The 22,260-nt window shown below is 66.1% G+C and carries 22 protein-coding genes and 1 pseudogene; 12 read left to right on the top strand and 11 right to left on the bottom strand.

What is annotated here, in order from left to right; genetic code table 11:
* The first annotated feature begins 32 nt into the window (after window positions 1–32).
* The 10 genes from SY91_RS12545 to SY91_RS12500 all read left to right on the top strand — a co-directional run bounded on the left by SY91_RS12545 (window position 33) and on the right by SY91_RS12500 (window position 8,709).
* Window positions 33–944, top strand: a complete 912-nt coding sequence (locus SY91_RS12545) for a substrate binding domain-containing protein (protein ID WP_043888643.1) — start codon at window positions 33–35, stop codon at window positions 942–944.
* Between the two features lie 167 nt (window positions 945–1,111).
* Entirely contained in the window at window positions 1,112–1,747 is a 636-nt protein-coding gene (locus tag SY91_RS12540) for an RNA polymerase sigma factor (protein WP_185920944.1), read from the top strand.
* Window positions 1,737–2,648 carry an anti-sigma factor family protein gene (locus SY91_RS12535; protein WP_185920943.1) on the top strand — a complete coding sequence of 304 codons (912 nt, stop codon included), beginning with the start codon at window positions 1,737–1,739 and terminating at the stop codon, window positions 2,646–2,648. The genes SY91_RS12540 and SY91_RS12535 overlap by 11 nt, the downstream gene beginning before the upstream one ends.
* 234 nt (window positions 2,649–2,882) lie before the next feature.
* A complete protein-coding gene (rpsF, locus tag SY91_RS12530; RefSeq protein WP_011549648.1) occupies window positions 2,883–3,257 on the top strand; it encodes a 30S ribosomal protein S6 in 375 nt (124 codons plus the stop codon).
* Window positions 3,258–3,297: 40 nt separating this feature from the next.
* Window positions 3,298–3,597, top strand: coding sequence for a primosomal replication protein N (gene priB, locus SY91_RS12525; protein ID WP_011549649.1), 300 nt, complete (start codon window positions 3,298–3,300; stop codon window positions 3,595–3,597).
* Window positions 3,598–3,601: 4 nt separating this feature from the next.
* Window positions 3,602–3,877: a 30S ribosomal protein S18 gene (gene rpsR, locus SY91_RS12520; protein WP_004193360.1), complete on the top strand. Its 276-nt coding sequence runs from the start codon at window positions 3,602–3,604 to the stop codon at window positions 3,875–3,877.
* 27 nt (window positions 3,878–3,904) lie between these two features.
* Window positions 3,905–4,357: a 50S ribosomal protein L9 gene (gene rplI, locus SY91_RS12515; protein ID WP_006486256.1), complete on the top strand. Its 453-nt coding sequence runs from the start codon at window positions 3,905–3,907 to the stop codon at window positions 4,355–4,357.
* A 142-nt stretch (window positions 4,358–4,499) separates the two neighbouring features.
* Complete coding sequence (gene dnaB / locus SY91_RS12510) at window positions 4,500–6,923, top strand: replicative DNA helicase (protein WP_006478626.1); 2,424 nt, start codon at window positions 4,500–4,502, stop codon at window positions 6,921–6,923.
* A gap of 138 nt (window positions 6,924–7,061) precedes the next feature.
* Window positions 7,062–7,688: a DUF47 domain-containing protein gene (locus SY91_RS12505; RefSeq protein WP_006478627.1), complete on the top strand. Its 627-nt coding sequence runs from the start codon at window positions 7,062–7,064 to the stop codon at window positions 7,686–7,688.
* A 10-nt stretch (window positions 7,689–7,698) separates the two neighbouring features.
* A complete protein-coding gene (locus tag SY91_RS12500) occupies window positions 7,699–8,709 on the top strand; it encodes an inorganic phosphate transporter (protein WP_006478628.1) in 1,011 nt (336 codons plus the stop codon).
* A 140-nt stretch (window positions 8,710–8,849) separates the two neighbouring features.
* Here the strand turns inward: SY91_RS12500 and SY91_RS12495 are convergent, their stop codons facing one another.
* On the bottom strand, window positions 8,850–9,941 hold the full coding sequence (locus SY91_RS12495; protein WP_043887864.1) for a C40 family peptidase: 1,092 nt from the start codon (window positions 9,939–9,941) through the stop codon (window positions 8,850–8,852).
* A gap of 236 nt (window positions 9,942–10,177) precedes the next feature.
* Entirely contained in the window at window positions 10,178–11,965 is a 1,788-nt protein-coding gene (locus SY91_RS12490; RefSeq protein WP_043887863.1) for a PhoH family protein, read from the bottom strand.
* Here SY91_RS12490 and SY91_RS35035 point away from each other — a divergent pair.
* Window positions 11,861–12,102 (top strand): annotated as a pseudogene (locus SY91_RS35035) (hypothetical protein); the annotation flags it as partial. The gene SY91_RS12490 and the pseudogene SY91_RS35035 overlap by 105 nt on opposite strands.
* Before the next feature lie 195 nt (window positions 12,103–12,297).
* Here SY91_RS35035 and SY91_RS12485 read toward each other — a convergent pair.
* The 9 genes from SY91_RS12485 to SY91_RS12445 form a co-directional block, all read right to left on the bottom strand.
* Window positions 12,298–12,759, bottom strand: coding sequence for a peroxiredoxin (locus tag SY91_RS12485; protein WP_023476856.1), 462 nt, complete (start codon window positions 12,757–12,759; stop codon window positions 12,298–12,300).
* Window positions 12,760–12,868: 109 nt separating this feature from the next.
* A complete protein-coding gene (locus SY91_RS12480; RefSeq protein WP_011549653.1) occupies window positions 12,869–13,765 on the bottom strand; it encodes a polysaccharide deacetylase family protein in 897 nt (298 codons plus the stop codon).
* Between the two features lie 13 nt (window positions 13,766–13,778).
* Complete coding sequence (locus tag SY91_RS12475; RefSeq protein ID WP_006478632.1) at window positions 13,779–14,834, bottom strand: bifunctional UDP-4-keto-pentose/UDP-xylose synthase; 1,056 nt, start codon at window positions 14,832–14,834, stop codon at window positions 13,779–13,781.
* Window positions 14,831–15,778 carry a formyltransferase gene (locus tag SY91_RS12470; protein ID WP_023476855.1) on the bottom strand — a complete coding sequence of 316 codons (948 nt, stop codon included), beginning with the start codon at window positions 15,776–15,778 and terminating at the stop codon, window positions 14,831–14,833. Before SY91_RS12470 ends, SY91_RS12475 begins: the two co-directional genes overlap by 4 nt.
* Entirely contained in the window at window positions 15,775–16,812 is a 1,038-nt protein-coding gene (locus tag SY91_RS12465; protein WP_012328662.1) for a glycosyltransferase, read from the bottom strand. The genes SY91_RS12470 and SY91_RS12465 overlap by 4 nt, the downstream gene beginning before the upstream one ends.
* A gap of 6 nt (window positions 16,813–16,818) precedes the next feature.
* Window positions 16,819–17,970 carry a DegT/DnrJ/EryC1/StrS family aminotransferase gene (locus tag SY91_RS12460; RefSeq protein ID WP_023476854.1) on the bottom strand — a complete coding sequence of 384 codons (1,152 nt, stop codon included), beginning with the start codon at window positions 17,968–17,970 and terminating at the stop codon, window positions 16,819–16,821.
* 130 nt (window positions 17,971–18,100) lie between these two features.
* Window positions 18,101–18,472 (bottom strand): EamA family transporter, encoded by a 372-nt coding sequence (locus SY91_RS12455; protein ID WP_006478635.1) that lies wholly within the window; start codon window positions 18,470–18,472, stop codon window positions 18,101–18,103.
* A 13-nt stretch (window positions 18,473–18,485) separates the two neighbouring features.
* Complete coding sequence (locus SY91_RS12450) at window positions 18,486–20,162, bottom strand: glycosyltransferase family 39 protein (RefSeq protein ID WP_023476853.1); 1,677 nt, start codon at window positions 20,160–20,162, stop codon at window positions 18,486–18,488.
* Window positions 20,163–20,285: 123 nt separating this feature from the next.
* Window positions 20,286–20,660: an Mth938-like domain-containing protein gene (locus SY91_RS12445; RefSeq protein ID WP_012328660.1), complete on the bottom strand. Its 375-nt coding sequence runs from the start codon at window positions 20,658–20,660 to the stop codon at window positions 20,286–20,288.
* Window positions 20,661–20,974: 314 nt separating this feature from the next.
* Between SY91_RS12445 and SY91_RS12440 the strand changes: the two genes are divergently transcribed.
* Window positions 20,975–22,213 carry a pyridoxal phosphate-dependent aminotransferase gene (locus SY91_RS12440; RefSeq protein ID WP_023476852.1) on the top strand — a complete coding sequence of 413 codons (1,239 nt, stop codon included), beginning with the start codon at window positions 20,975–20,977 and terminating at the stop codon, window positions 22,211–22,213.
* The last annotated feature ends 47 nt before the right edge of the window (window positions 22,214–22,260 follow it).

Genomic DNA, 22,260 nt, shown 5'->3' with positions numbered 1-22,260 from the left:
CGCTGGTGTCGGAGCCGGGACGGAGACAGGAGATGGATCGTTTCAAGCAGATCGAGACGTTCGTGCGGGTGGCCGATGCCGGCAGCCTCGCGGCGGCGGCGTTGGAGGAAGGTGTGTCGCCAGTGGTGCTCGGGCGGCGCATCGACGCGCTGGAGAAGCGCCTCGGCGTGAAGCTGATGTACCGCTCGACGCGGCGGCTGATCGTCAGCGAGGAGGGCGCCGCGTTCCTCGAGCGCTGCCGCGGGCTGTTGTCCGAATGGGATCAGGCCGAGAACGAGCTCGCCGCCGGTCGGCGCGCGGTCAGCGGCCACCTGATCGTGTCGGCGCCGGCCGCGTTCGGGCGCAAGCACGTCGCGCCGCACGCGCCGGGCTTCCTCGCCGACAAGCCGGAAATGCAGCTGTCGTTCAACCTGACCGATCGCGTCGTCGATCTCGTGCGCGAGGGTTATGACCTGTCGATCCGGATCGGCGGCGCGGTCGATCCGAATTTCGTCGCGGTGAAGCTCGCGTCGAACCGGCGCGTGGTGTGCGGCACGCCCGACTATTTCCGCCTGCACGGCCGCCCGAAGTCGCTCGACGACCTGCTAAAACACAACTGCCTGGCGTTCAACCTGCAGGGCGGGCAGAACCGCGGCTGGTATTTCCAGCGCCACGGCAAGATCGCGACGATGCGCGTGACCGGCAATCTCGACTGCAACGACGGCGAGTTGCTGCACCGCTGGGTGGCCGAGGGGCTCGGGCTCGGCTGGCGCTCGACGTGGGAAATCGCCGCGCAACTCGAAACGGGCGAGCTCGAGACCGTACTCGACGACTATGCGCTGCCGGACTACGACATCCTCGCGGTCTACCCGCAGCAGCGCTATGTACCGGCGCGCGTGCGCTACTTCATCGACTACCTGCGCGAAGCGTATGCGCGCCCCGGCTACTGGAGCACCACGCCGTAACGGGCGGCCCGCCTGACCGTCCGGCGATTTTTTACGCTTCATGCGTGCCGCGCGGGAATAAACTCGACGCAGCGGCGGTAAGGTCATCGAGCGCGCACGTTGCCGGTCTGTCCGGGCGCCGTGCGCGGAACGGGCGCGGCGTCGGCCGCCGGGACCAGGGAGGCCATGTGGGGCAAGCCGGACAGGCGGTCGATGAACGGGCGGCGGACGATGCGCTCGCGCGCGGCGAGCGGTTTCGCGCGCTCGTGCTGCCGCATCTCGACGCCGCCTACAACCTCGCGCGCTGGCTGAGCGGCAGCGCCGGCGATGCGGACGACGTCGTCCAGGATGCGTGCATGCGCGCACTGCGCTTCGTCGATTCGTGTCGCGGCGACAACGCGCGGCCGTGGCTACTGACGATCGTGCGCCACACCTGGTACACCGAATGGCGGCGGCGCACGCATGCGCACGAGGTCGCGCTGCCCGACACGCTCGACGACGCCGACGTCCCGGATGACTGGCAGCCGGCGACGGAGGACCCGCTCGCGCACCTGCTGCGCGGCGAGAACGTGCGGCTCGTGAATGCGGCGCTCGCGAAGCTGCCGCCCGAATACCGCGAAGTGCTCGTGCTGCGCGAGATGGAGGACCTGAGCTACCGCGAGATCGCGGCGATCGCGGACGTGCCGGTCGGCACGGTGATGTCGCGGCTCGCGCGCGGCCGGCGCAAGCTCGCCGCGCTGCTGGGCGGCGCGCCGGCGACCGAAGGCCGGCCGGGCCGAGCGCCGGCGGGCGGAACCGCATCGGAGGCTATCGATGGACTGTAACGAAGCGCGAGCGTTGCTGGACGCGGACGTCGACCGCGAGCTGTCGGCGCCCGATGCGTTGCGGGTCCAGCAGCATGTCGAAGGGTGCGACGCGTGCCGCCGTGAACGCGCGCGGATCGTCACGCTGGTGCAGGCCGTGCGGCAGGCCGATTATCACCGCGCGCCGGACGCGCTGCGGGCGAGCATCCTCGCGAGCCTGCCGGCAGCGGCCGACGCGCCTGCTCACGAGCCGTCGCGGGCTGAGCCGCAGCCTGAGTCCCGGCCTGAGTCCCGGCCTGCGCCGCGGCGGCCGCGCGGCCGCGACTGGTTTTCGTGGCTGACCGGGCGCGGCGGGTCGGCCCGACCGGGGCCGGCCGGCACCGGCACCAGGCCGCGCGCGGCCGCGTTGCCGGGGCTCGGCTGGGGTGTCGCGTTGCTGATGGCGGTCGCGGCGGCCGGCGGAATGGCATGGTCGGCCCGCCACGCCGACACTGACCGGACGGTCGACGAGCTGGTCGCGAGCCACGTGCGGGCCGACCTGTCGGCGCGCGACATCGACGTGATCTCGACCGACCAGCACACGGTCAAGCCGTGGTTCAACGGCCGGCTCGACTATGCGCCGCCGGTCGAGGATCTCGCCAGGAGCGGCTTCGCGCTGGTCGGCGGCCGGCTCGACTACGTCGGGCGGCGCCGCGTCGCGGTGCTCGTCTACCGCCACCGGCAACACGTGGTCGATGTCTACGTGCAGCCGGCCGGGGAGCGGCCGGCTGCCCCGTACACGACCGTGTCGCAGGGCTATGCGCTCGACCGCTGGAACGCGGCCGGGATGACGTGGTGGGCCGTGACCGACGCCGAGCCGGCGGCGCTCGCGGCGTTCCGGACGGCGCTCGACGCGCGGCTCGCCGGCACGACCAGCGAATGAATGACCGCAGCGGCGGCGGGCGGGCGCGCGGACGTTCCGACCCCGGCCGCCGAGAGGCCGAACTGAGGGTGCGTGCCCCGGCAGCCCGTTCAAGTCTTTGAAAACACGGCCGAATCCGCTGGCCGGTTGTCGATTGGCCTTGCATGCACCCCGTAACCGGGTTAGAATCTTCGGCTTCTCACTTGCCACACCGGTTCAGACGCCCGGGTGGCTTTAATCCACAAGGAGTGTGTAATGCGTCATTACGAAATCGTATTCATCGTGCACCCGGATCAAAGCGAGCAGGTGCCCGCGATGATCGAGCGTTACAAGACCACGATCACGACGCACGGCGGCCAGATCCACCGTGTCGAAGACTGGGGCCGTCGCCAGCTGGCCTACATGATCGAGAAACTCGCGAAGGCTCACTACGTCTGCATGAACATCGAGTGCGACCAGACGACGCTCGACGAACTCGAACACGCGTTCAAGTTCAACGACGCCGTGCTGCGTCACCTCATCGTCAAGATGAAGAAGGCCGAAACCGGCCCGTCGCCGATGATGAAGGAAGTTCAGCGCGAAGAAGCCAAGAAGGCGGCTGCAGCTCAGCCGGCCGAAGCGCAGGCTTAAGTTCGTCACTCATTAAGCCACCAAGGAGCGCGCCACTCACGTGAACAGGTTGCAATTGACGGCGAGCGTCGTCGAACGCGCACCGGTGCGATATACGCCGGCCGGTGTTCCGATCGCAAGCGCCACGTTGCATCACCGCACGGAAGTCGTCGAAGCAGGCATTCCCCGTCAGGTCGAAATGACGATCGAGGCGGTGGCGGCCGGTGAGGCGAGCGGCAAGCTGGAAAGTCGTGAAATGGGCGTCGAAACGCTGTTCACGGGCTTCCTGGCCAAGAAAAGCCGCAACGCGAGAACCTTGGTGTTTCACATCACTGCATTGCAGGACACAGGAAAGGACTGAAATCATGGCCCGCCCGACTGGTAAGAAATTCGACAAGCGTCGTCAGCAACAAAACCCGCTCTTCAAGCGCAAGAAGTTCTGCCGTTTCACGGCTGCAGGCGTCGAGCAGATCGACTACAAGGACACGGAAACGCTGAAGGACTTCATCGGCGAAAACGGCAAGATCACGCCGGCTCGTCTGACGGGTACGAAGGCGCACTATCAGCGTCAGCTGGATACGGCCATCAAGCGTGCGCGTTTCCTCGCGCTGCTGCCGTACACCGATCAGCACAAGGCGTAATCAGGCGACGCAATAAGGAGAATTCGAATGCAAATCATTCTGTTGGAAAAAGTCGCCAATCTGGGTAACCTCGGCGATATCGTCAAGGTCAAGGACGGTTACGCTCGCAACTTCCTGATCCCGAACCGCAAGGCTCGCCGTGCAACGAAGGAAGCGATCGCCGAATTCGAAGTGCGCCGCGCTGAACTCGAAAAGATCGCGGCTGAAAAGCTGGCCGCATCGCAGGCAGTCGGCGAGAAGCTGAACGGCCAGTCGTTCGAAATCACGCAGAAGTCGGGCGTCGACGGCCGTCTGTTCGGCTCGGTCACGAACGGCGACGTCGCTGAACTGCTGAAGAAGGCAGGCTACGAAGTCGAGAAGCTGCAAGTGCGCATGCCGGAAGGCCCGCTGAAGATGATCGGCGAGCACAACGTGCAAGTCGCGCTGCACACGGACGTCGTCGTCGACGTCACGATCAACGTGATCGGCGACCACGCGTAAGCGTAGACGCAAGCTTGCCGGGCGGCTTCCGCCGTCCGGACAAGGGCAGGCGCCCGGGTAACCGGGGCCTGCCTTTTTTATTGCCCGCTCGCCGGCAAGCGGTGGTAGCGCTGCCGCCATCTATTCGCGATAATCCCAACCCATGAACGCGCCGCAAGATCCCCAAATCGAATCGCTGAAAGTCCCGCCGCATTCGGTCGAAGCCGAGCAGTCGGTGCTCGGCGGCCTGTTGCTCGACAACGCGGCCTGGGACCGGATTGCCGATTTCCTGTCGCAAGGCGACTTCTACCGCTACGACCACCGGATCATCTACGAGCACATCGGCCGCCTGATCGCGTCGACGCGCCCGGCCGACGTCGTGACCGTGTACGAAGCGCTGACCACGTCCGGCAAGGCCGACGACGTCGGCGGCCTCGCTTACCTGAACGCCCTTGCGCAGAACACGCCGAGCGCGGCGAACATCCGCCGCTACGCGGAAATCGTGCGCGACCGCGCGGTGCTGCGCCGGCTGGTGTCGGTCGCCGACGAGATCTCGGCCGACGCGTTCAATCCGCAGGGCAAGGAAGTCCGCCAGCTGCTCGACGAAGCCGAGTCGAAGGTGTTCTCGATCGCCGAAGAGGGCGCGCGCGGCAACCAGGGCTTCCTCGAGATCGGCCCGCTGCTCACGCAGGTGGTCGAGCGCATCGACACGCTGTACCACACCGCGAACCCGAGCGACGTCACCGGCACGCCGACGGGCTTCGTCGACCTCGACCGGATGACGTCCGGGATGCACGGCGGCGAACTGATCATCGTCGCGGGGCGCCCGTCGATGGGTAAGGCGCAGCCGCTCGACGCGCGCGTCAGGACGTTGACGGGCTGGAAGCCGATGGGCGAACTGACGGTCGGTGATGCGCTCGCTTCGGTCGACGGCGCACCGTCGATCGTGACCGGCATCTACCCGCAGGGCGAACGCCAGGTGTATCGGGTCCGCTTTTCGGATGGGCGTTCGGCCGAATGCTGCGACGAACACCTGTGGTGCGTCCATTTCCGCGAGTGGGAAAAGCCCCGTGTGCTGTCGACCGCGGAGATTCGCACGTTGCTGACGCGCGAACGCTACCGGAACCGGTTGTGGATCGACATGCCGAGCGGCGAGTTTGGTCATCGCGAGGTGCTGCCGGTTGACCCGTGGGTACTCGGCGCGCTGCTGGGCGACGGTGCGCTCGGCGGGACTGCCGTGCGTTTCAGCGTGAAGGCCGAGGAAACGTTGAACCGGATGCGCGAGCGTGTCGACGCGTCGCTCGAACTTGAATACGCGGGCCAGTACGACTGGCGCATCAAGCGCCGGCCGTCGACGGCCACCGCGGCCCGGCCGTCCGCCAACCCGCTCAAGGCTGCGCTCGAGCAACTCGGTGTGTGGGGAAGGACGAGCTACGACAAGTTCATCCCGCGTCTCTACCTCGATGCGGACAAGGACACGCGGCTGGATGTGTTGCGCGGGCTGCTCGACGCGGATGGCTGGGTCGAATCGTGGGGTACGGTGCGTTATTCGACCGCCAGTGCGCAGTTGGCGAGCGACGTGCGCGAACTGGCGCGTTCGCTCGGTGCGTGGTGCCAGGTTGCCGAAAAGGCGACGAGCTTCACGGTCGACGGCGAACGCAAGGCCGGTGCGACGGCTTATATTTGCACGATCAGTCATCCGGATCCGCAGAACCTGTTCCTGTTCGAGGGCAAGCGCGAGCGGCTGACGGCCGGACGGACGCGCCGCAAGCTGCCGGTGATTACGGGTATCGAGCCGTCGCGCCGGACCGCCACGCAGTGCATCTCGGTTTCGCATCCGTCTCGGCTGTACGTGACCGACGATTACGTCGTCACGCACAACACGGCCTTCTCGATGAACATCGGCGAATATGTCGCGGTCGAGTACGGGTTGCCGGTCGCGGTGTTCTCGATGGAAATGCCGGGCACCCAGCTCGTGATGCGTATGCTTGGCTCGATCGGCCGGCTCGATCAGCACCGGATGCGCACGGGCCGCCTGACGGACGAGGACTGGCCGAAGCTGACGCACGCGGTGCAGAAGATGAGCGAGGCGCAGCTCTTCATCGACGAGACGGGCGGCTTGAACCCGATGGAGCTGCGCTCGCGCGCGCGACGCCTGGCGCGTCAGTGCGGCAAGCTCGGCCTGATCATCGTCGACTACCTGCAGCTGATGTCGGGTTCGTCGCAGGGCGAGAACCGCGCGACCGAAATTTCCGAAATCTCGCGATCGCTGAAGAGCCTCGCGAAGGAACTCGACGTGCCGGTGATCGCGCTGTCGCAGTTGAACCGCGGCCTCGAACAGCGTCCGAACAAGCGCCCGGTGATGTCGGATTTGCGCGAATCGGGCGCAATCGAACAGGATGCGGACGTGATCCTGTTCATTTATCGCGATGAGGTCTACAATCCGGACAGCCCTGACAAGGGGACGGCCGAAATCATCATCGGCAAGCAGCGTAACGGTCCGATCGGGCCCGTTCGGCTCACGTTCCTGGGGCAATACACGAAGTTCGACAATTTTGCCGGGGCGCAGACCTTCTACGGCGAGTAAAGCCGGTTGTAAACACCTATTTCGCCAATTGTTGTATCCAATCCCGGCGTGCGCATATGCGCACGTCGCGTCGCGACCGAAACCGGTACAATGTCGCCCGTTTTCGTGACAGTAGTTTGACAATCTCTCAGGAATCCCATGTTCGGTCGATTCATGCCCACCGAGGGCAAGTTCTTTGAACTCTTCAACGCGCACGCGAAGCACATCGTTTCCGGTGGCCGCGAGCTCGAACTGCTGATCGACAATCTCGCCGACGCCGAGATTCACAAGCAAAACGTGCAAATCGCCGAGAAGGCCGCCGACAAGCTCACGCACGAGGCGATCGATCTGCTGCACAAGACCTTCATCACGCCGCTCGATCGCGACGAGATCCACAAGCTCATCACGACGATGGACGACATCCTCGACCTGATGGAAGACGTCGCGACGGCCGTGTCGCTGTACGACGTGCAGTCCGTCACGTCCGAGGCGAGCCAGCTCGCGCACATCGTCACGCAGTCGGCACAGCACGTGCAGCAGGCCGTCGGCTTGCTGTCCGACATGAAGCAGTCGGCACAGATCCTCAAGCAGTGCGAGGAAATCGACCGCTGGGAGTCGGAGGCCGATCGCGTGCTGCGCGCGGCAATGTCGAAGCTGTTCCGCGAGGAAGACGACGTGAAGACGCTCATCAAGCTGAAGGCGATCTACGAGCTGCTCGAAGAGATCACCGACAAGTGCGAGGACGTCGCGAACATCATCGAAGGCATCGTGCTGGAAAACGCCTGAGCGGACCACGATGCATTCGATACAACTCGCCCTATGGATGGTCGCGGCGCTCGTGCTCGTCGCGCTCGTATTCGACTTCATGAACGGCTTTCACGACGCGGCGAACTCGATCGCCACCGTCGTGTCGACCGGGGTGCTGAAGCCCCAGCAGGCCGTCGTGTTCGCGGCCGCGTTCAACGTGATCGCGTACTTCATCTTCCACCTGAAAGTCGCGCAGACCGTCGGTAAAGGCACGATCGACCCCGACATCGTCGACCATTACGTCATATTCGGCGCGCTGGTCGGCGCGATCGGCTGGAACGTGATCACCTGGTACTACGGGATTCCGTCGAGCTCGTCGCACGCGCTGATCGGCGGCCTCGTCGGCGCGGCGCTCGCGAAGTCGGGCTGGAGCTCGCTGAACATCGACGGGCTGCTGAAGACGATCGCGTTCATCTTCATTTCGCCGCTGCTCGGTTTCATCCTCGGTTCGCTGTTCATGCTCGGCGTGTCGTGGCTGTATTTCCGTACCGCGCCCAGCAAGGTCGACCGGCGCTTCCGCCGGCTGCAGCTGCTGTCGGCCGGGCTGTACAGCCTGGGCCACGGCGGCAACGATGCACAGAAGACGATCGGTATCATCTGGATGTTGCTGATCGCGAGCGGCTACGCGTCGGCGACGGCCGATGCGCCGCCGGCGTGGGTGATCGGCGCGTGTTACCTGTCAATGGGCCTCGGCACGCTGTTCGGCGGCTGGCGCATCGTGCGCACGATGGGCCAGAAGATCACGAAGCTCAAGCCGGTCGGCGGTTTCTGTGCGGAAAGCGGCGGGGCGATCACGCTGTTCGTCGCGTCGTTCCTCGGCATTCCCGTGTCGACCACGCACACGATCACCGGCGCGATCGTCGGTGTCGGCGCGACGCAGAAGCTGTCGGCCGTGCGCTGGGGTGTCGCCGGCAACATCGTGTGGGCGTGGGTGCTGACGCTGCCGGCGGCCGCGCTGTTCGCGGCCGGCGGGTGGTGGCTCGGGCACCAGATCTTCTGATCGCCGACGCCGCCTGATCGACGCGAAATGCGCCGCGAGCCGAAAGGCCGCGGCGCATTTTCTTTTTTGGGGAGGCGGAAGGTTGCGGCGAAGCGGTGGAGGGTGGCAGGTGCCGCCAGCGTCGCGACGATCGGAAACGGTCAGTAACTGCCGGTCGCAAACCGTGCAATCGGATCGTCCGCCGTACTCGTGCGCGGGCTGACGGGCGCGGATTGCGTCGATGCACGCAATACCTGCACGGGCGCGGGCTCGATACTGCGTGCCGGCGCCGACGCGGTGGCGGGCGGCGGCTCTGCATCGAAGGCGGCAGCCTGGGCGGCCGTCAGCGCGGTCGTCGGAATCTGCGTGCCGACCTCCGCCGGCGCGGCCCGGGCTGCATTGGCCGCCATCGCGGTTGCGCCGTCATTCACCGACGTGGCTTGCTGCTGGGCCGCCTGCATCCGCGGGGGCGGCGGTTCGTACGGATCGGCGGCCGGTGCTGCCGGTGCAGCTGCGGCGGTCGTCACGACCGGCGTGGTCGGGATGGCCGGAGCCGGCGCCTGCGTTGCTTTTGCTTGCGACGCCGCATACGCGGGCGGCCGCTGTGCGACGGCAGCTGTCACGACCACCGGCGCGGCTGCGACCGCCGGCGGATTGCGCGGCTCGTCGCGCTCGGCCTCGTAGGTCGGCGCATCGAACGGCGTCGGGGCCGAGCGCGGCGGCGCGACGCGGCGAATGCCGTCGAATCGCTTGGCCCAGTACGGGTTCGTCAGGTAGTCGAGCCGCACGGTGCCGCCCGTCGACGGTGCGTTGACGAAGCGCAGCTTGCCGACGTAGATGCCGACGTGCGAATGCGGCCGTCCGGTCGTATTGAAGAAAATCAGGTCGCCCGGCGCGATCTCGTCGGGTTCGACCGATACGCCGCGGCCGCTCATGTCGGCAGTCGTGCGCGGCAGGTTGACATCGGCCGCGCGGCCGATCACGTAGCGCACGAGTCCGCTGCAGTCGAAGCCGCTCGTCGGCGTGTTGCCGCCCCAGCGATACGGGACGCCGACGAGGCTCATCGCCTGGATCGAGATTTCTTCCTGGCCGACGCTGTGGTCGACGAATTTCGGGAAATTGGCGGGCGCGGGAAATGCGCGCGGCGTCGTGATCTTCATGCCCGTAGCGGAACGCGATGCCGACTGCGGCGGCACGCTGGAGCAGGCCGCAAGCAGGGAGACGACGGCGACGGGAACCCAGATTCGAAGCATGGCAAGGCGGGCGAGCGCGGCGCGCTCGCGAATCGTATGACGACAGATAGGCCCGATGGTAGACGCTCCAGCGGGGCTTAAGCAACCATTCTTGAGAATTTACTTGAAGTTTCGCGCGTAAACTGCGTTGTTGCGTGACAAGGCATTACCTTCGTTTTCGACCCCAAATAAAAACGGCGCTCCGGGAATGGAGCGCCGCGTGGCGTCGAAAGCCGGCCGATCGGCCGGCGTGCGCGTTACAGAATGTCCGACGCGTAGTCGGCGAGCCGCGAGCGTTCGCCGCGTGCGAGGGTCACGTGGCCGCTGTGGCCCCAGCCCTTGAAGCGGTCGACGACGTAGGTCAGGCCCGAGCTGCCTTCGGTCAGGTAAGGCGTGTCGATCTGCGCGATGTTGCCGAGGCACACGATTTTCGTGCCGGGGCCCGCGCGCGTGACGAGCGTCTTCATCTGCTTCGGCGTCAGGTTCTGCGCCTCGTCGATGATCAGATACTTGTCGACGAACGTGCGGCCGCGCATGAAGTTCATGCTCTTCACCTTCAGGCGCGAGCGGATCAACTCCTGCGTCGCGGCACGGCCCCATTCGCCAGCCGCGTCGTCGGTCTTCTGCAGCACTTCGAGGTTGTCGTCGAATGCACCCATCCACGGCTGCATCTTTTCTTCCTCGGTGCCGGGCAGGAAACCGATGTCCTCGCCGACGGGCACGGTCGCGCGCGTCACGATGATCTCGTTGTAGCGCTTGTCGTCGAGCACCTGCGCGAGGCCGGCCGCGAGCGCGACGAGCGTCTTGCCGGTGCCGGCCTGGCCGAGCAGCGTGACGAAGTCGATCTCGGGGTTCATCAGCAGGTTCAGCGCGAAGTTCTGCTCGCGGTTGCGCGCGGTGATGCCCCACACGTTGTTCTTGTGGTGGCTGTAGTCGCGCAGCGTCTGCAGCAGCGCCGTCTTGCCGTTCAGTTCGCGGACGATCGCGTGGAACGTCGGCTCGCCGTTCTGCGGCTCGAGATAGACGAACTCGTTGACGAGCATCGACGCGACGAGCGGGCCGGTCACGCGGTAGTACGTGGTGCCCGTCTTCGTGTCCTGCCAGCTCTCCATGCCCTTCGCATGCTTGGTCCAGAAGTCCTGCGGCAGTTCGCGCACGCCGTTGTACAGGAGATCCGAATCCTCGAGGACCTGGTCGTTGAAGTAGTCTTCCGCGGGCAGGCCGAGCGCGTGCGCCTTGATCCGCATGTTGATGTCTTTCGACACCAGCACGACCTGGCGGTCGGGCCGGTCGCGCTGCAGCGCGCGCACGACGCCGAGGATCTGGTTGTCGGCCTTGCCTGCGGGCAAGCCTTCGACCGGCGCGATGTCGGCGAGCTTCGTCTGGAAGTACAGGCGGCCGACCGCCTCGCGGCTGCCGAGACGCGACAGCGGGATGCCGTCCGAGATCGGGCCGCCGTCGGCGACCAGCGCGTCGAGCGTGCGGCTGACCTGACGGGCATTACGCGCGACTTCGGACATCCCCTTCTTGTGGTTGTCGAGTTCCTCGAGCGTCATCATCGGCAGATAGACGTCGTGTTCCTCGAAGCGGAAGAGGCTGCTCGGGTCGTGCATCAGCACGTTGGTGTCGAGCACGAACAGTTTCTGCTGTTCGACTTCGGCGGGCTTGCGGCTGCGCGACTTCGTCGCGGCGCCGGCATCGCGCGCGGGCGCCGCGGCCGGTTTGTCGTTGCGTGCAACGACCGGTGCCGCGGGGGCCGCAGGCGCCTGCAGCGGCTGCAACAGCGCGGCCGTCTGTCGGGTCTTGCGGCCGCGCGCGGGCGCGCTTGCGGCATCGGGCGCCGAAGACGCGACGGCGCGCAGCGGCGCGGCCGTGTTCGCGGCTTCGATCATCGGTTGGGCCACGCTGGCCGGACCATAGTCACCGGCTGTGGATGCGTCCCCTTCGGCGGATTTCTTCGCGGCTTTCGCGGGCCGCGCTTTCGCCTTGTATTCGTCGGGCGGCAGCAGGCTGCCGAGCTTGCTGGGGGGAGTAGGCAAAGGCATGGTGTCCCTCGGGAGGAATCGTGTCGCATGGCGTGCGCCGCTGATCGCATCCTGCGTGACGTAGACGCATGCAGTTTGCGCGCGGTGGCGCACAGGAATTTCGTCTAGCCGGTTCGCCTAAGTGTCGATCAGCTCCTCGATGCGGTAAGGGCCGGACCGGGGAGGGCCGGCGCGCGTTCCATAAAAAAAGCCGCTGCCCCGTCGACAGGGACATGCGGCTCGGCTGATGCCGTCGTGCGCGTCAGGTGCCGGGAAGCATTGCAACGGGCACGGGCGCAGCTACGAGAAATATGGGGCGAACTGGCATTCATTGCGGCCCAATATAACGCGCCTCAAAGCGCTTGTACAGCCTTTAGCACGTCGTCCACGTGACCCGGTACCTTGATGCCGCGCCATGCCTGGCGAAGCACGCCGTCGGCGTCGATCAGGAACGTCGAGCGCTCGATTCCGCGCACTTCCTTGCCATACATTTTCTTCATCTTGATGACATCGAACAGCGCGCACAGCGCTTCGTCGGCATCGGAAATCAGCGGGAACGGCAGCTCGAGCTTGGTCTTGAAATTGTCGTGCGAGCGCAGGCTGTCGCGCGACACGCCGATGACTTCCGCACCGGCCTTCTTGAACTTCGGATAGAGATCGCGGAACTGCAGCCCTTCAGTCGTGCAGCCCGGCGTGTTGTCCTTCGGATAGAAGTACAGCACGATCTTCTTGCCCTTCAGGTCGGACAGCGAAACGTCGCCGCCCGTGGCCGGTGCGGTGAAATCGGGAACTTGACGGTCAACTTCGACAGACACGTGTTTCTCCTGTTGTTATGGAAGGGCGCCGCCGCGGCGGCGCGGTTCGGCGGGGCGTCGCGGCAGCGCGCCGCGAGGGCGCAGCGGCGACGCCGGCTCGCGCGCGAACTCAGTCGGGCTGGACGATCAGTTCGCCGGAGCGGCCGGGGATTTCGCCCCACGTGACAGGGTACGATGGCAGCGAGTCGCGGTCCAGCGTCGCGTGGTAGTCGCCCATCGTCGCGAACGTGTGGCCTTGCGCACGCCAGCCGGCGAGCAGTTGCTCGAACACGGGCGCGAGCTTCTGGCCTTCCAGCTCCGCATGCAGCGTGAACACCTGGTCGTGGGGATTGGTTGCGGTGAACGCGAGGATGTGCGCGGCGACGTTGTGCGTGTCGACGCCGTCGATGCCGAGTACTTCGTCGAGCGTCGGCAGCGTGGTCGGCATCTGCACATGCGACAGCGTGCGGCCGCCGACGACGGGCAGGTACGGCGAGTGGCCGCGGCCGTCGGATGCGTAGCGCATCCCCCACGCGTCGATCTGCTCGAACGCGGCATCGTTCATCTGCCAGCCGGCCGCGCCGTGCGTGACGGGCGGCGCGCCGAAGATCTCGATGAAGCGCGCGTGACTCTTCTGCATTTCACGCGCGGTCCAGTCGCGGTCGCGTACGCGCACGTTGTCTTGCCAATACACGTGATCCCACGTGTGGATCCCGCATTCGAAGCCGGCCTCGTGAATCGCGCGCATGTCGGCGATCGCGCGGCGGCCGATGTCGGGGCCGGGCAGCAGCACGCCGTACATCAGCTGCTTCACGCCGTAGTGTTCGACCACCGACGTGCGCGACACCTTCTTCAGGAAGCCCGGGCGGAACACCCGCCGCAGCGCCCAGCCGGTGTGATCCGGGCCGAGGCTGAAGAGGAAGGTCGCGCGCGCATTGAAGCGATCGAAGATGCGTGCGAGGTTCGGCACGCCTTCGCGCGTGCCGCGCAGCGTGTCGACGTCGATCTTGAGGACGATACGAGCCAAGCGAACGTCCCGGTCAGCCTTGCTGTTCGACGAGCGCGCGCGCGTCGGCGACGTGGCCGCGATACGCTTCGAAGATGTTGCGCAGCGCGTCGTCGAACGTCGCCTGCGGCGCCCAGCCGAGCTCCTGCATCGTGTTGTCGATCTTCGGCACGCGGTTCTGCACGTCCTGATAGCCGTTGCCGTAGTAGGCGCCGGACGTCGTTTCGACGAGCTTCACCTGCTTGGCCGAATCGGCGTACTCGGGGAATTCCGCGGCCAGTTCGAGCATCTTGTGCGCGAGCTCGCGAACCGAGAAGTTGTTCTTCGGATTCCCGATGTTGTAGATCTTGCCCGACGCGACGCCGCCCTTGTTCTCGATGATCTTCATCAGCGCGCTGATGCCGTCGCCGATATCGGTGAACGCGCGCTTTTGCGAACCACCGTCGACGAGGCTGATGTTCTCGCCGCGCACGATGTGGCCGAGGAACTGCGTGACCACGCGCGAGCTGCCTTCCTTCGGCGTGTAGATCGAGTCGAGGCCCGGGCCGATCCAGTTGAACGGACGGAACAGCGTGAAGTTCAGGCCTTCCATCCCGTAACCCCAGATCACGCGGTCCATCAGCTGCTTCGAGCACGCGTAGATCCAGCGCGGCTTGTTGATCGGGCCGTAGGTGAGCGCCGACGCGTCCGGGTCGAACTGCTCGTCCGAGCACATGCCGTAGACCTCGGAGGTCGACGGGAACACCAGGTGCTTGCCGTACTTGACGGCCGAGCGCACGATCGGCAGGTTCGCCTCGAAGTCGAGTTCGAACACGCGCAGCGGCTGCTGGACGTAGGTGGCCGGCGTAGCGATCGCGACGAGCGGCAGGATCACGTCGCACTTCTTCACGTGATACTCGACCCACTCCTTGTTGATCGTGATGTCGCCTTCGAAGAAATGCATCCGCTCGTGGTTGACGAGGTCGCCCAGCCGGTCGGTCTGCATGTCCATGCCGAACACTTCCCAATCGGTGGTTTCAAGAATGCGTTTCGACAGGTGATGGCCGATGAAGCCGTTCACACCCAGGATCAGGACTTTTTTTGCTTTCATGAATGACGGGAAGAATGAATGAACTGCGCGAATTCCGCGGGCGTCACGACGGTTTCGCTGCCGTCGCGCTGCTGCCGGAGTTCGAGAATGGATAGGGCGCGGCTGTCGCCGCAGACGCCGAATAGCGCATTATCGCTTACGTGCAGGCCGGGCGGCAAATCCGCCGCGGCGGCCGCTGCCGGGCTGCCGGGCGCCGCGAGGCGCGCGCGCGCGATCACGAAGCGGGCGCCGTCGACGTCCGTGAATGCGCCCGGATACGGGGGCGCGACCGCGCGCACCAGGTTGTAGACCTGCGCGGCCGGCTTCGACCAGTCGACGCGGCCGTCCTCGGGCTTGCGCCCGCCGTAGTAGCTGCCGGTCGCAAGATCGTTCGGCAGGTGCGGCGCCTCGCCCGCGAGCAGCGCGGGCAGCACGCGCCACAGCGTCTGCTCGGCGGCCACCGTGACCTTGTCGAACACCTGCGCGGCCGTGTCGTCCGGCAGGATCGGCACCGCGGTCTGCGCGATGATCGCGCCCGCGTCGGGCTTGGCGGCCATCTCGTGCAGCGTCGCGCCGGTCTCGGTCTCGCCGTTCAGCACGGCCCAGTTGGTCGGTACCCGACCCCGGTATTTCGGCAGCAGCGAACCGTGCATGTTGTACGCGCCGCGCGGCGCGATCGCGAGCAGGTCCACCGGCAGCATGTGCCGGTAGTAGAACGAGAAGATGAAATCGGGCTGCGCGTCGGACACCGCGCGGCGCAGCGCCGGATCGGCGGGATCGGCCGGCGTGAGCACCGGAATGCCGTGCTCGGCCGCGACGGATGCGACGCTGCCGAACCAGATGTTCTCGTTCGGATTGTCCTCGTGCGTGACGACCAGCGCGACGTCGACACCGCGTGCGAGCAGCACCTGCAGGCACCGCACGCCGACGTTGTGATACGCGAAGACGACCGCGCGCGGCTTCATTGCACGGCTCCCGGGCGGTTCGCGGCGGCCGGCACCGGCGGCACGCCGTCGTGCTGCTCGAGCACGGCCTGGATCAGGTAGCGGGGACGCGCGCGCACCTGCTGGTAGATGCGGCCGACGTATTCGCCGAGCAGGCCGAGCGCGAAGATGATCACGCCGAGCAGGAAGAACGTGATCGCGAACAGCGTGAACACGCCTTGCACTTCCGCGCCGACGATGAAGCGGCGTACCAGCAGCAACACGAACAGCGCGGCGGAGCCGAGCGACAGGATCACGCCGATGAACGACAGCCACTGCAGCGGCACGACCGAGAAGCCCGTCACGAGGTCGAAGTTCAGCCGGATCAGGCTGTACAGCGAATATTTCGATTCGCCCGCGAAGCGTTCCTCGTGTGCGACCTCGATTTCGGTCGGCCTCTGCGCGAACGTGTACGCGAGCGCGGGGATGAACGTGTTGACTTCGCCGCACACGTTGATCGTGTCGATGATGCGGCGGCTGTACGCGCGCAGCATGCAGCCCTGGTCGGTCATCTTGATGCGCGTGATGCGCTCGCGCAGCCGGTTCATCATCTGCGACGCCTTGCGACGCCACAGACTGTCCTGGCGCTGCTTGCGGATCGAGCCGACGTAGTCGTAGCCCTCGCGCATCTTCGCGATCAGCTTGCCGATTTCCTCGGGCGGGTTCTGCAGGTCGGCGTCGAGCGTGATGACGATCTCGCCGCGCGACTGCGCGAAGCCCGCGAGGATCGCCATGTGCTGGCCGTAGTTGCCGTTGAGCAGCACGATGCGCGTCGTGTCGGGCCGTACGTGGAACTGATCGGCGAGCATCGCGGCCGAGCGGTCGCGGCTGCCGTCGTTGATCAGGATCACTTCGTACGACGTGTCGAGTGCGTCGAGCGCCGGATACAGCCGCGCGAACAGCGCGGCGAGGCCGTCTTCCTCGTTGTACACGGGGATGATGACCGACACTTCGGGCCGGCCGGCGTCCAGATGCGCGGCGCCCGGATGCCCGGCGCGTGCTTCAAGGTGACTCATGTACGCTTATTTTCCGTATTGTTCGCAAATCTGATTGACGGCGTCGACCACGCGACGCACGTCGCCTTCCGTCATCTGCGTAAACAGCGGCAGCGTGACGGTCGACGCGCCGTACCGTTCGGCGTGGGGGAACATACCCTCCTTGAAGCCGCGCGCACGGTACAGCGTGAAAAGATGGATCGCCGGGTAGTGGATGCCGGTGCCGATGCCGCGTTCCTTCATTTGCGCCATGAATTCGGCGCGCGTGATCGTCAGCCGCTCGAGCGGCAGCGTGACCAGGAACATGTGCCAGTTGCCGTTCTCGAATTCGGCGATCGGCAGGCCGAGGCCCAGTTTCACGGCCGCGCCGCCGTCGAATGCGGCGAAATACGCACGGGCGAGCGCGCGGCGCTGCGCGGTGAAGCGCTCGAGGTGCGGCAACTGGCCGAGGCCGACGCGCGCGGCGACGTCGGTCAGGTTGTACTTGCCGCCGAGCACGTCGCAGTCCATCCCGTCGAAGCCGGTGCGCGTGATGCCCTGCAGCCGGTACTTCTGCGCGAGCGCCGCTTCGTCCTCGTTGTTCAACACGAGCGCGCCGCCTTCGATCGTCGTCAGGTTCTTGTTCGCGTGGAAGCTGAACGACACGATGTCGCCGATCGCGCCGATGCGCTTGCCGTTCCACGTCGAGCCGAACGCCTGCGCGGCATCCTCGATCACGCGCAGCTTGTGCGCGCGGGCGATCGCGTACAGCCGGTCCATGTCGACCGGCAGGCCGGACAGGAACACGGGGATGATCGCCTTCGTGCGCGGCGTGATCGCCTGCTCGAGCTTGTCGAGGTCGATGTTGCGCGTGACGGGATCGATGTCCGCGAACACGGGCGTCGCGCCCGTCTCGATGATCACGTTGCTGGTCGAGACCCACGACGCCGGCGTCGTGATCACCTCGTCGCCGGGGCCGACGCCGGCGATGCGCAGGCCGATCTCGAGCGTGCAGGTGCCCGAATTGAAGGCGCGGACCGGACGGCCGCCGCAGTACTCGGACAGCGCGGCCTCGAATTTCTGGCACTGCGGGCCGGTGGTGATCCAGCCCGAGCGCAACACGTCGACGACGCCCTGGATGGTTTCCTCATCGATCTCGGGGCGGGTGAACGGCAGAAACGGAGCGGTAGTCTGGCTCATGAACGCGTTGGGCCTGTAATGGCGTGTAATAAAAGGGTCGGGCGATCCGCCCGAAACCGGCATTAAACACCGGTTGGCGGATTCGTACCGTGATTTTTTGTAGGCGGACGCTTAACGGCGCGGGCCGCGCTCAGCTGCGCGCCAGCACGAGCACACCGATCAGGATGATGCCGATGCCGACGAGCTTCTGGACCGACAGCACCTCGCCGAACAGGTACCACGCCGCGAACGCGTTGACGACGTAGCCGAGCGACAGCATCGGATACGCGATCGACACGTCGACCCGCGACAGCCCGACGATCCACACCACGACGCTCAGCACGTAGCAGCCGAGGCCGCCGATGATCGGCAGCTGGGTCGCGATCTTCAGGCCGACCGGGAGGATGTTCGCACGGCTGAATTCGAAGTGTCCAACGGCGTTGACGCCGGCTTTCAGCAGAAGTTGCGCACAGGCGTTGAGCATCACGCCGGTGACGATGCAGACGAACGAAACGGGGTTCATGCGGGGGACGTCCTTACGATTGCGGTTTCTCGACGATTACGCGGCGGTTGTCGCGCGCGATCACGCGCATCGGCACGCCTTCCTTGACCAGCGCGTCGTACTGGCCGGGCGGCATGATCGCGAGCGCATGGGTGTCCTGTTTCCAGCGCGTGATCCATTCGCCGACGGTCGGGACCCACTTGTTCGGCTCGACCGAGATCCCGAACGCGAGCTCGTCCTGGCGCTGGACCATGATCGTCGTGTGGCCCATGTAGAACGGGAACGTGTGATCGAGCATTTCGATCGAGTAGAACGGCGTATCGGGCGGCAGCTTCGCCAGTTCGGCGCGCACGGCCGGTGCCAGCAGCGCGCCCGAGCTGTAGCGGCCGAACTCGTCGTGCCCGGTACCGCCGATCGTGCCGAACGCGAGCCACGCGGCGCCGAACGCCGCGAGCGCGGCGGCCACGCCCGCGCGGCGGTTCAGCCAGGCGGCCGCGAGCGTCAGCGCGGCCGAGACCGCGAGGCCGGCGTACAGCCACATCTGGAACGCCCGGTACAGCGCGTTCGGCGTGCGGGCGTCGCCCTGGTACGCGAGGAAGATGATCCCGAACGCCGCGGCGACGAAGAACACGAGGTAGCCGAGCAGGTGGCGGCGGAAGCGCTCGGCCGTCATCAGCGGCAGGTAAGCGCCGATGATCAGCGCAAGCGCCGGCGCGACCGGCAGCACGTACGAGATCAGCTTCGAGTGCGACGCGCTGAAGAACAGGAAGATGAACGCGCTCCAGATCAGCAGCACGAGCATCGGCGAGAAGCCGTTCGGCTGGCGCGGCATGCGCAGCGCATGGCGGATGCTCTGCCACGCGACCGACAGCCACGGCAGGAAGCCGACCAGCAGCACGGGCACGAAGTAGTACAGCGGGCCCGGGCGGTTCTGTTCCGGGGTCAGGTACCGGCGGAACTGCTGGACGATGAAGAAGAAGTCGAAGAATTCGGGGTTGCGCTGCTGGACCAGCACGAACCACGGCGTGACGATCGCGAAGAAGATCACGAGGCCGCTGACGAGATACAGGCGCTTCCACAGCGCCCAGTCGCGCGCGATCAATGTATACAGCACCAGCACGGCGCCGGGCAGGATCAGGCCGACGAGGCCCTTGGACAGCACCGCGAACGCCATCGCGGCCCAGCACGCCCACATCCAGCCGCGTACCGCGGCCGGGCGCAGCCCGGGCCGCTGCGCGAGCAGCAGCGAGCAGAGCGACAGTGCCATCCAGAACGCGAGCCCCATGTCGAGCGCGTTGAAGTGGCCCATCAGGTTCCAGTACGGCGCGCTGGCCAGCACGACGGCCGCGAGGAAACCCGACAGCGGGTTGAACAGGCGCGCGCCGGTGTAGCCGACGAGCAGCACGCCGGCGAAGCTCGCGACGGCCGTGTAGAGGCGCGCCTGCCATTCGCCGATACCGAACCACGCGAACGTCAGCGCGTTCAGCCAGGTCTGCAGCGGCGGCTTCTCGAAATACTTGTAGCCGTTGTAGCGCGGCGTGATCCAGTCGCCGGTGACGAACATCTCGCGCGCCATTTCCGCGTAGCGGCCTTCGTCGCTGGGGATCAGGTGGCGCAGCCCGAGCGGCGCGAACCAGACGATCGCGAGCGCGACGAGCAGGAGGACGAGCGTGATGCGATTGAGCGGTAGCCTCGACGGCGTATCGTTCATGGGTTTTCAGCCTGTTGGTTGTTGTGACGGGGCCGCCGACGGGCAGCGCCGGGGCGGGCGGCCTGGCCGGGCCGATCGGGGGATCGACCCGCTGCGCCGGCCCGAGTTTTACCGCATCGGGGATTAACGTTCAATTAAGAGCGCGGCGGCGACTTTGCGGCCCTCGGCCATCAGGATGTTGTAGGTGCGGCAGGCGGCCTGGAAATCCATCGTCTCGACGCCGATCCGCTTCGCGGTGAGCGCCGCGACGAGGCGCGGGTGCGGAAAGCGCAGCCGCGCGCCGCTGCCGAAGATCACGAGTTCGGGCGTCGGGTCGAGCAGCATCGCGAAATGCTCGGGCGCGAGCGCGTCGAACGACGACACGGGCCAGGCCTGGACCGGCGCGCCGGGCAGCACGATGACGCTCGTTTCATGGCGTTCGAGATTGACGTCGACATAATCGGGGCCGTAGCCGGTGACGGTGTTGAGCGCGCCGCTCGTGTCCTGGTGCAGTTTCAAATCGGTATTCCGCGGTTCCGTAGGGGAATGGATTGGCCGGGCCGCAGGGGCCCGCTGGCCGGTTTCGCGCGCCGGGGCACGCGCGGACGCCCGATGGCGCGGGCCCGGCGCGGCTATGGTGCATTGCGAAAGTCGGCCAAAATCCGCTAAATTATAACTTTTTGGTCGCCCCCGGGCGCCACTTGCGTCGTGCGTCGCCACAAGCCGCGTCCGACCGCCGCTTTTTCCCAGTCTAGACAGCGCGCACAGACCGGCCGCTTTCCAGTTTTGATCCCGTCCCCCGGCCGCAAGGCCAACCCAGGAACCGTGTCGTCGTGAAACCGATTCAGAAGTCGAACAAGCTGCTCAACGTCTGCTACGACATCCGTGGCCCGGTGCTCGAGCACGCGAAGCGCCTCGAGGAAGAAGGCCACCGCATCATCAAGCTGAACATCGGCAATCTCGCGCCGTTCGGTTTCGACGCGCCCGACGAGATCATCCAGGACATGATCCGCAACCTGCCGGCGTCGTCCGGCTATTCGGATTCGAAGGGCGTGTTCTCGGCGCGCAAGGCGGTGATGCACTACACGCAGGAAAAGGGCGTCGTCGGCGTCGGCCTCGACGACATCTACATCGGCAACGGCGCGTCCGAGCTGATCGTGATGGCGACCCAGGCGCTGCTGAACGACGGCGACGAAGTGCTGCTGCCCGCGCCCGACTACCCGTTGTGGACGGCGGCCGTGAGCCTGTCGGGCGGCACGCCCGTGCACTACGTGTGCGACGAGCAGAACGCGTGGATGCCCGATCCCGACGACATCCGCAGCAAGATCACGCCGAACACGAAGGCGATCGTCGTGATCAACCCGAACAATCCGACCGGCGCGCTCTATTCCGACGAATTGCTGCTCGAACTGCTCGAGATCGCGCGCCAGCACGGGCTGATCGTGTTCGCCGACGAGGTCTACGACAAGATCGTCTACGACGGCCTCGAGCACACGGCGCTGGGTTCGCTGTCGGAAGACGTGATCACCGTCACGTTCAACAGCCTGTCGAAGAGCTATCGGTCGTGCGGCTACCGCGCGGGCTGGATGGCCGTGTCGGGCCTCGGCGGCGACAACCGCCGGCGCGCGAAGGACTACCTCGAAGGGCTCGGCATCCTGTCGTCGATGCGCCTGTGCGCGAACGTGCCTGGCCAGTTCGCGATCCAGACGGCGCTCGGCGGCTACCAGAGCATCAACGAGCTGATCGTGCCGAGCGGGCGCCTGTACAAGCAGCGCGAACTCGCGTATGACATGCTGACGTCGATCCCGGGCGTGACCTGCGTGAAGCCGCAGGCCGCGCTGTACATGTTCCCGCGCCTCGACCCGAAGCTCTACCCGATCCAGAACGACCAGCAGTTCATTCTCGACCTGTTGCTCGAGGAGCGCGTGCTGCTCGTACAGGGCACGGGTTTCAACTGGGCGACGCCGGACCACTTCCGCGTGGTCTTCCTGCCGAACCTCGACGACCTGGCCGATTCGATCAACCGGATCGCACGCTTCCTCGACGGCTACCGCAAGCGCCATTCGGTCTGAGCGGGCAGGGCCACACGGAATTCATTACTTCTTACTCATCGATCACA

It is taken from the genome of Burkholderia cenocepacia (assembly GCF_014211915.1).
In the GTDB taxonomy this organism is placed as follows: Bacteria; Pseudomonadota; Gammaproteobacteria; order Burkholderiales; family Burkholderiaceae; genus Burkholderia; species Burkholderia orbicola.
The sequence above is the reverse complement of the archived record's forward strand: the minus strand, read 5'-3'. Positions and strand labels throughout refer to the sequence as shown.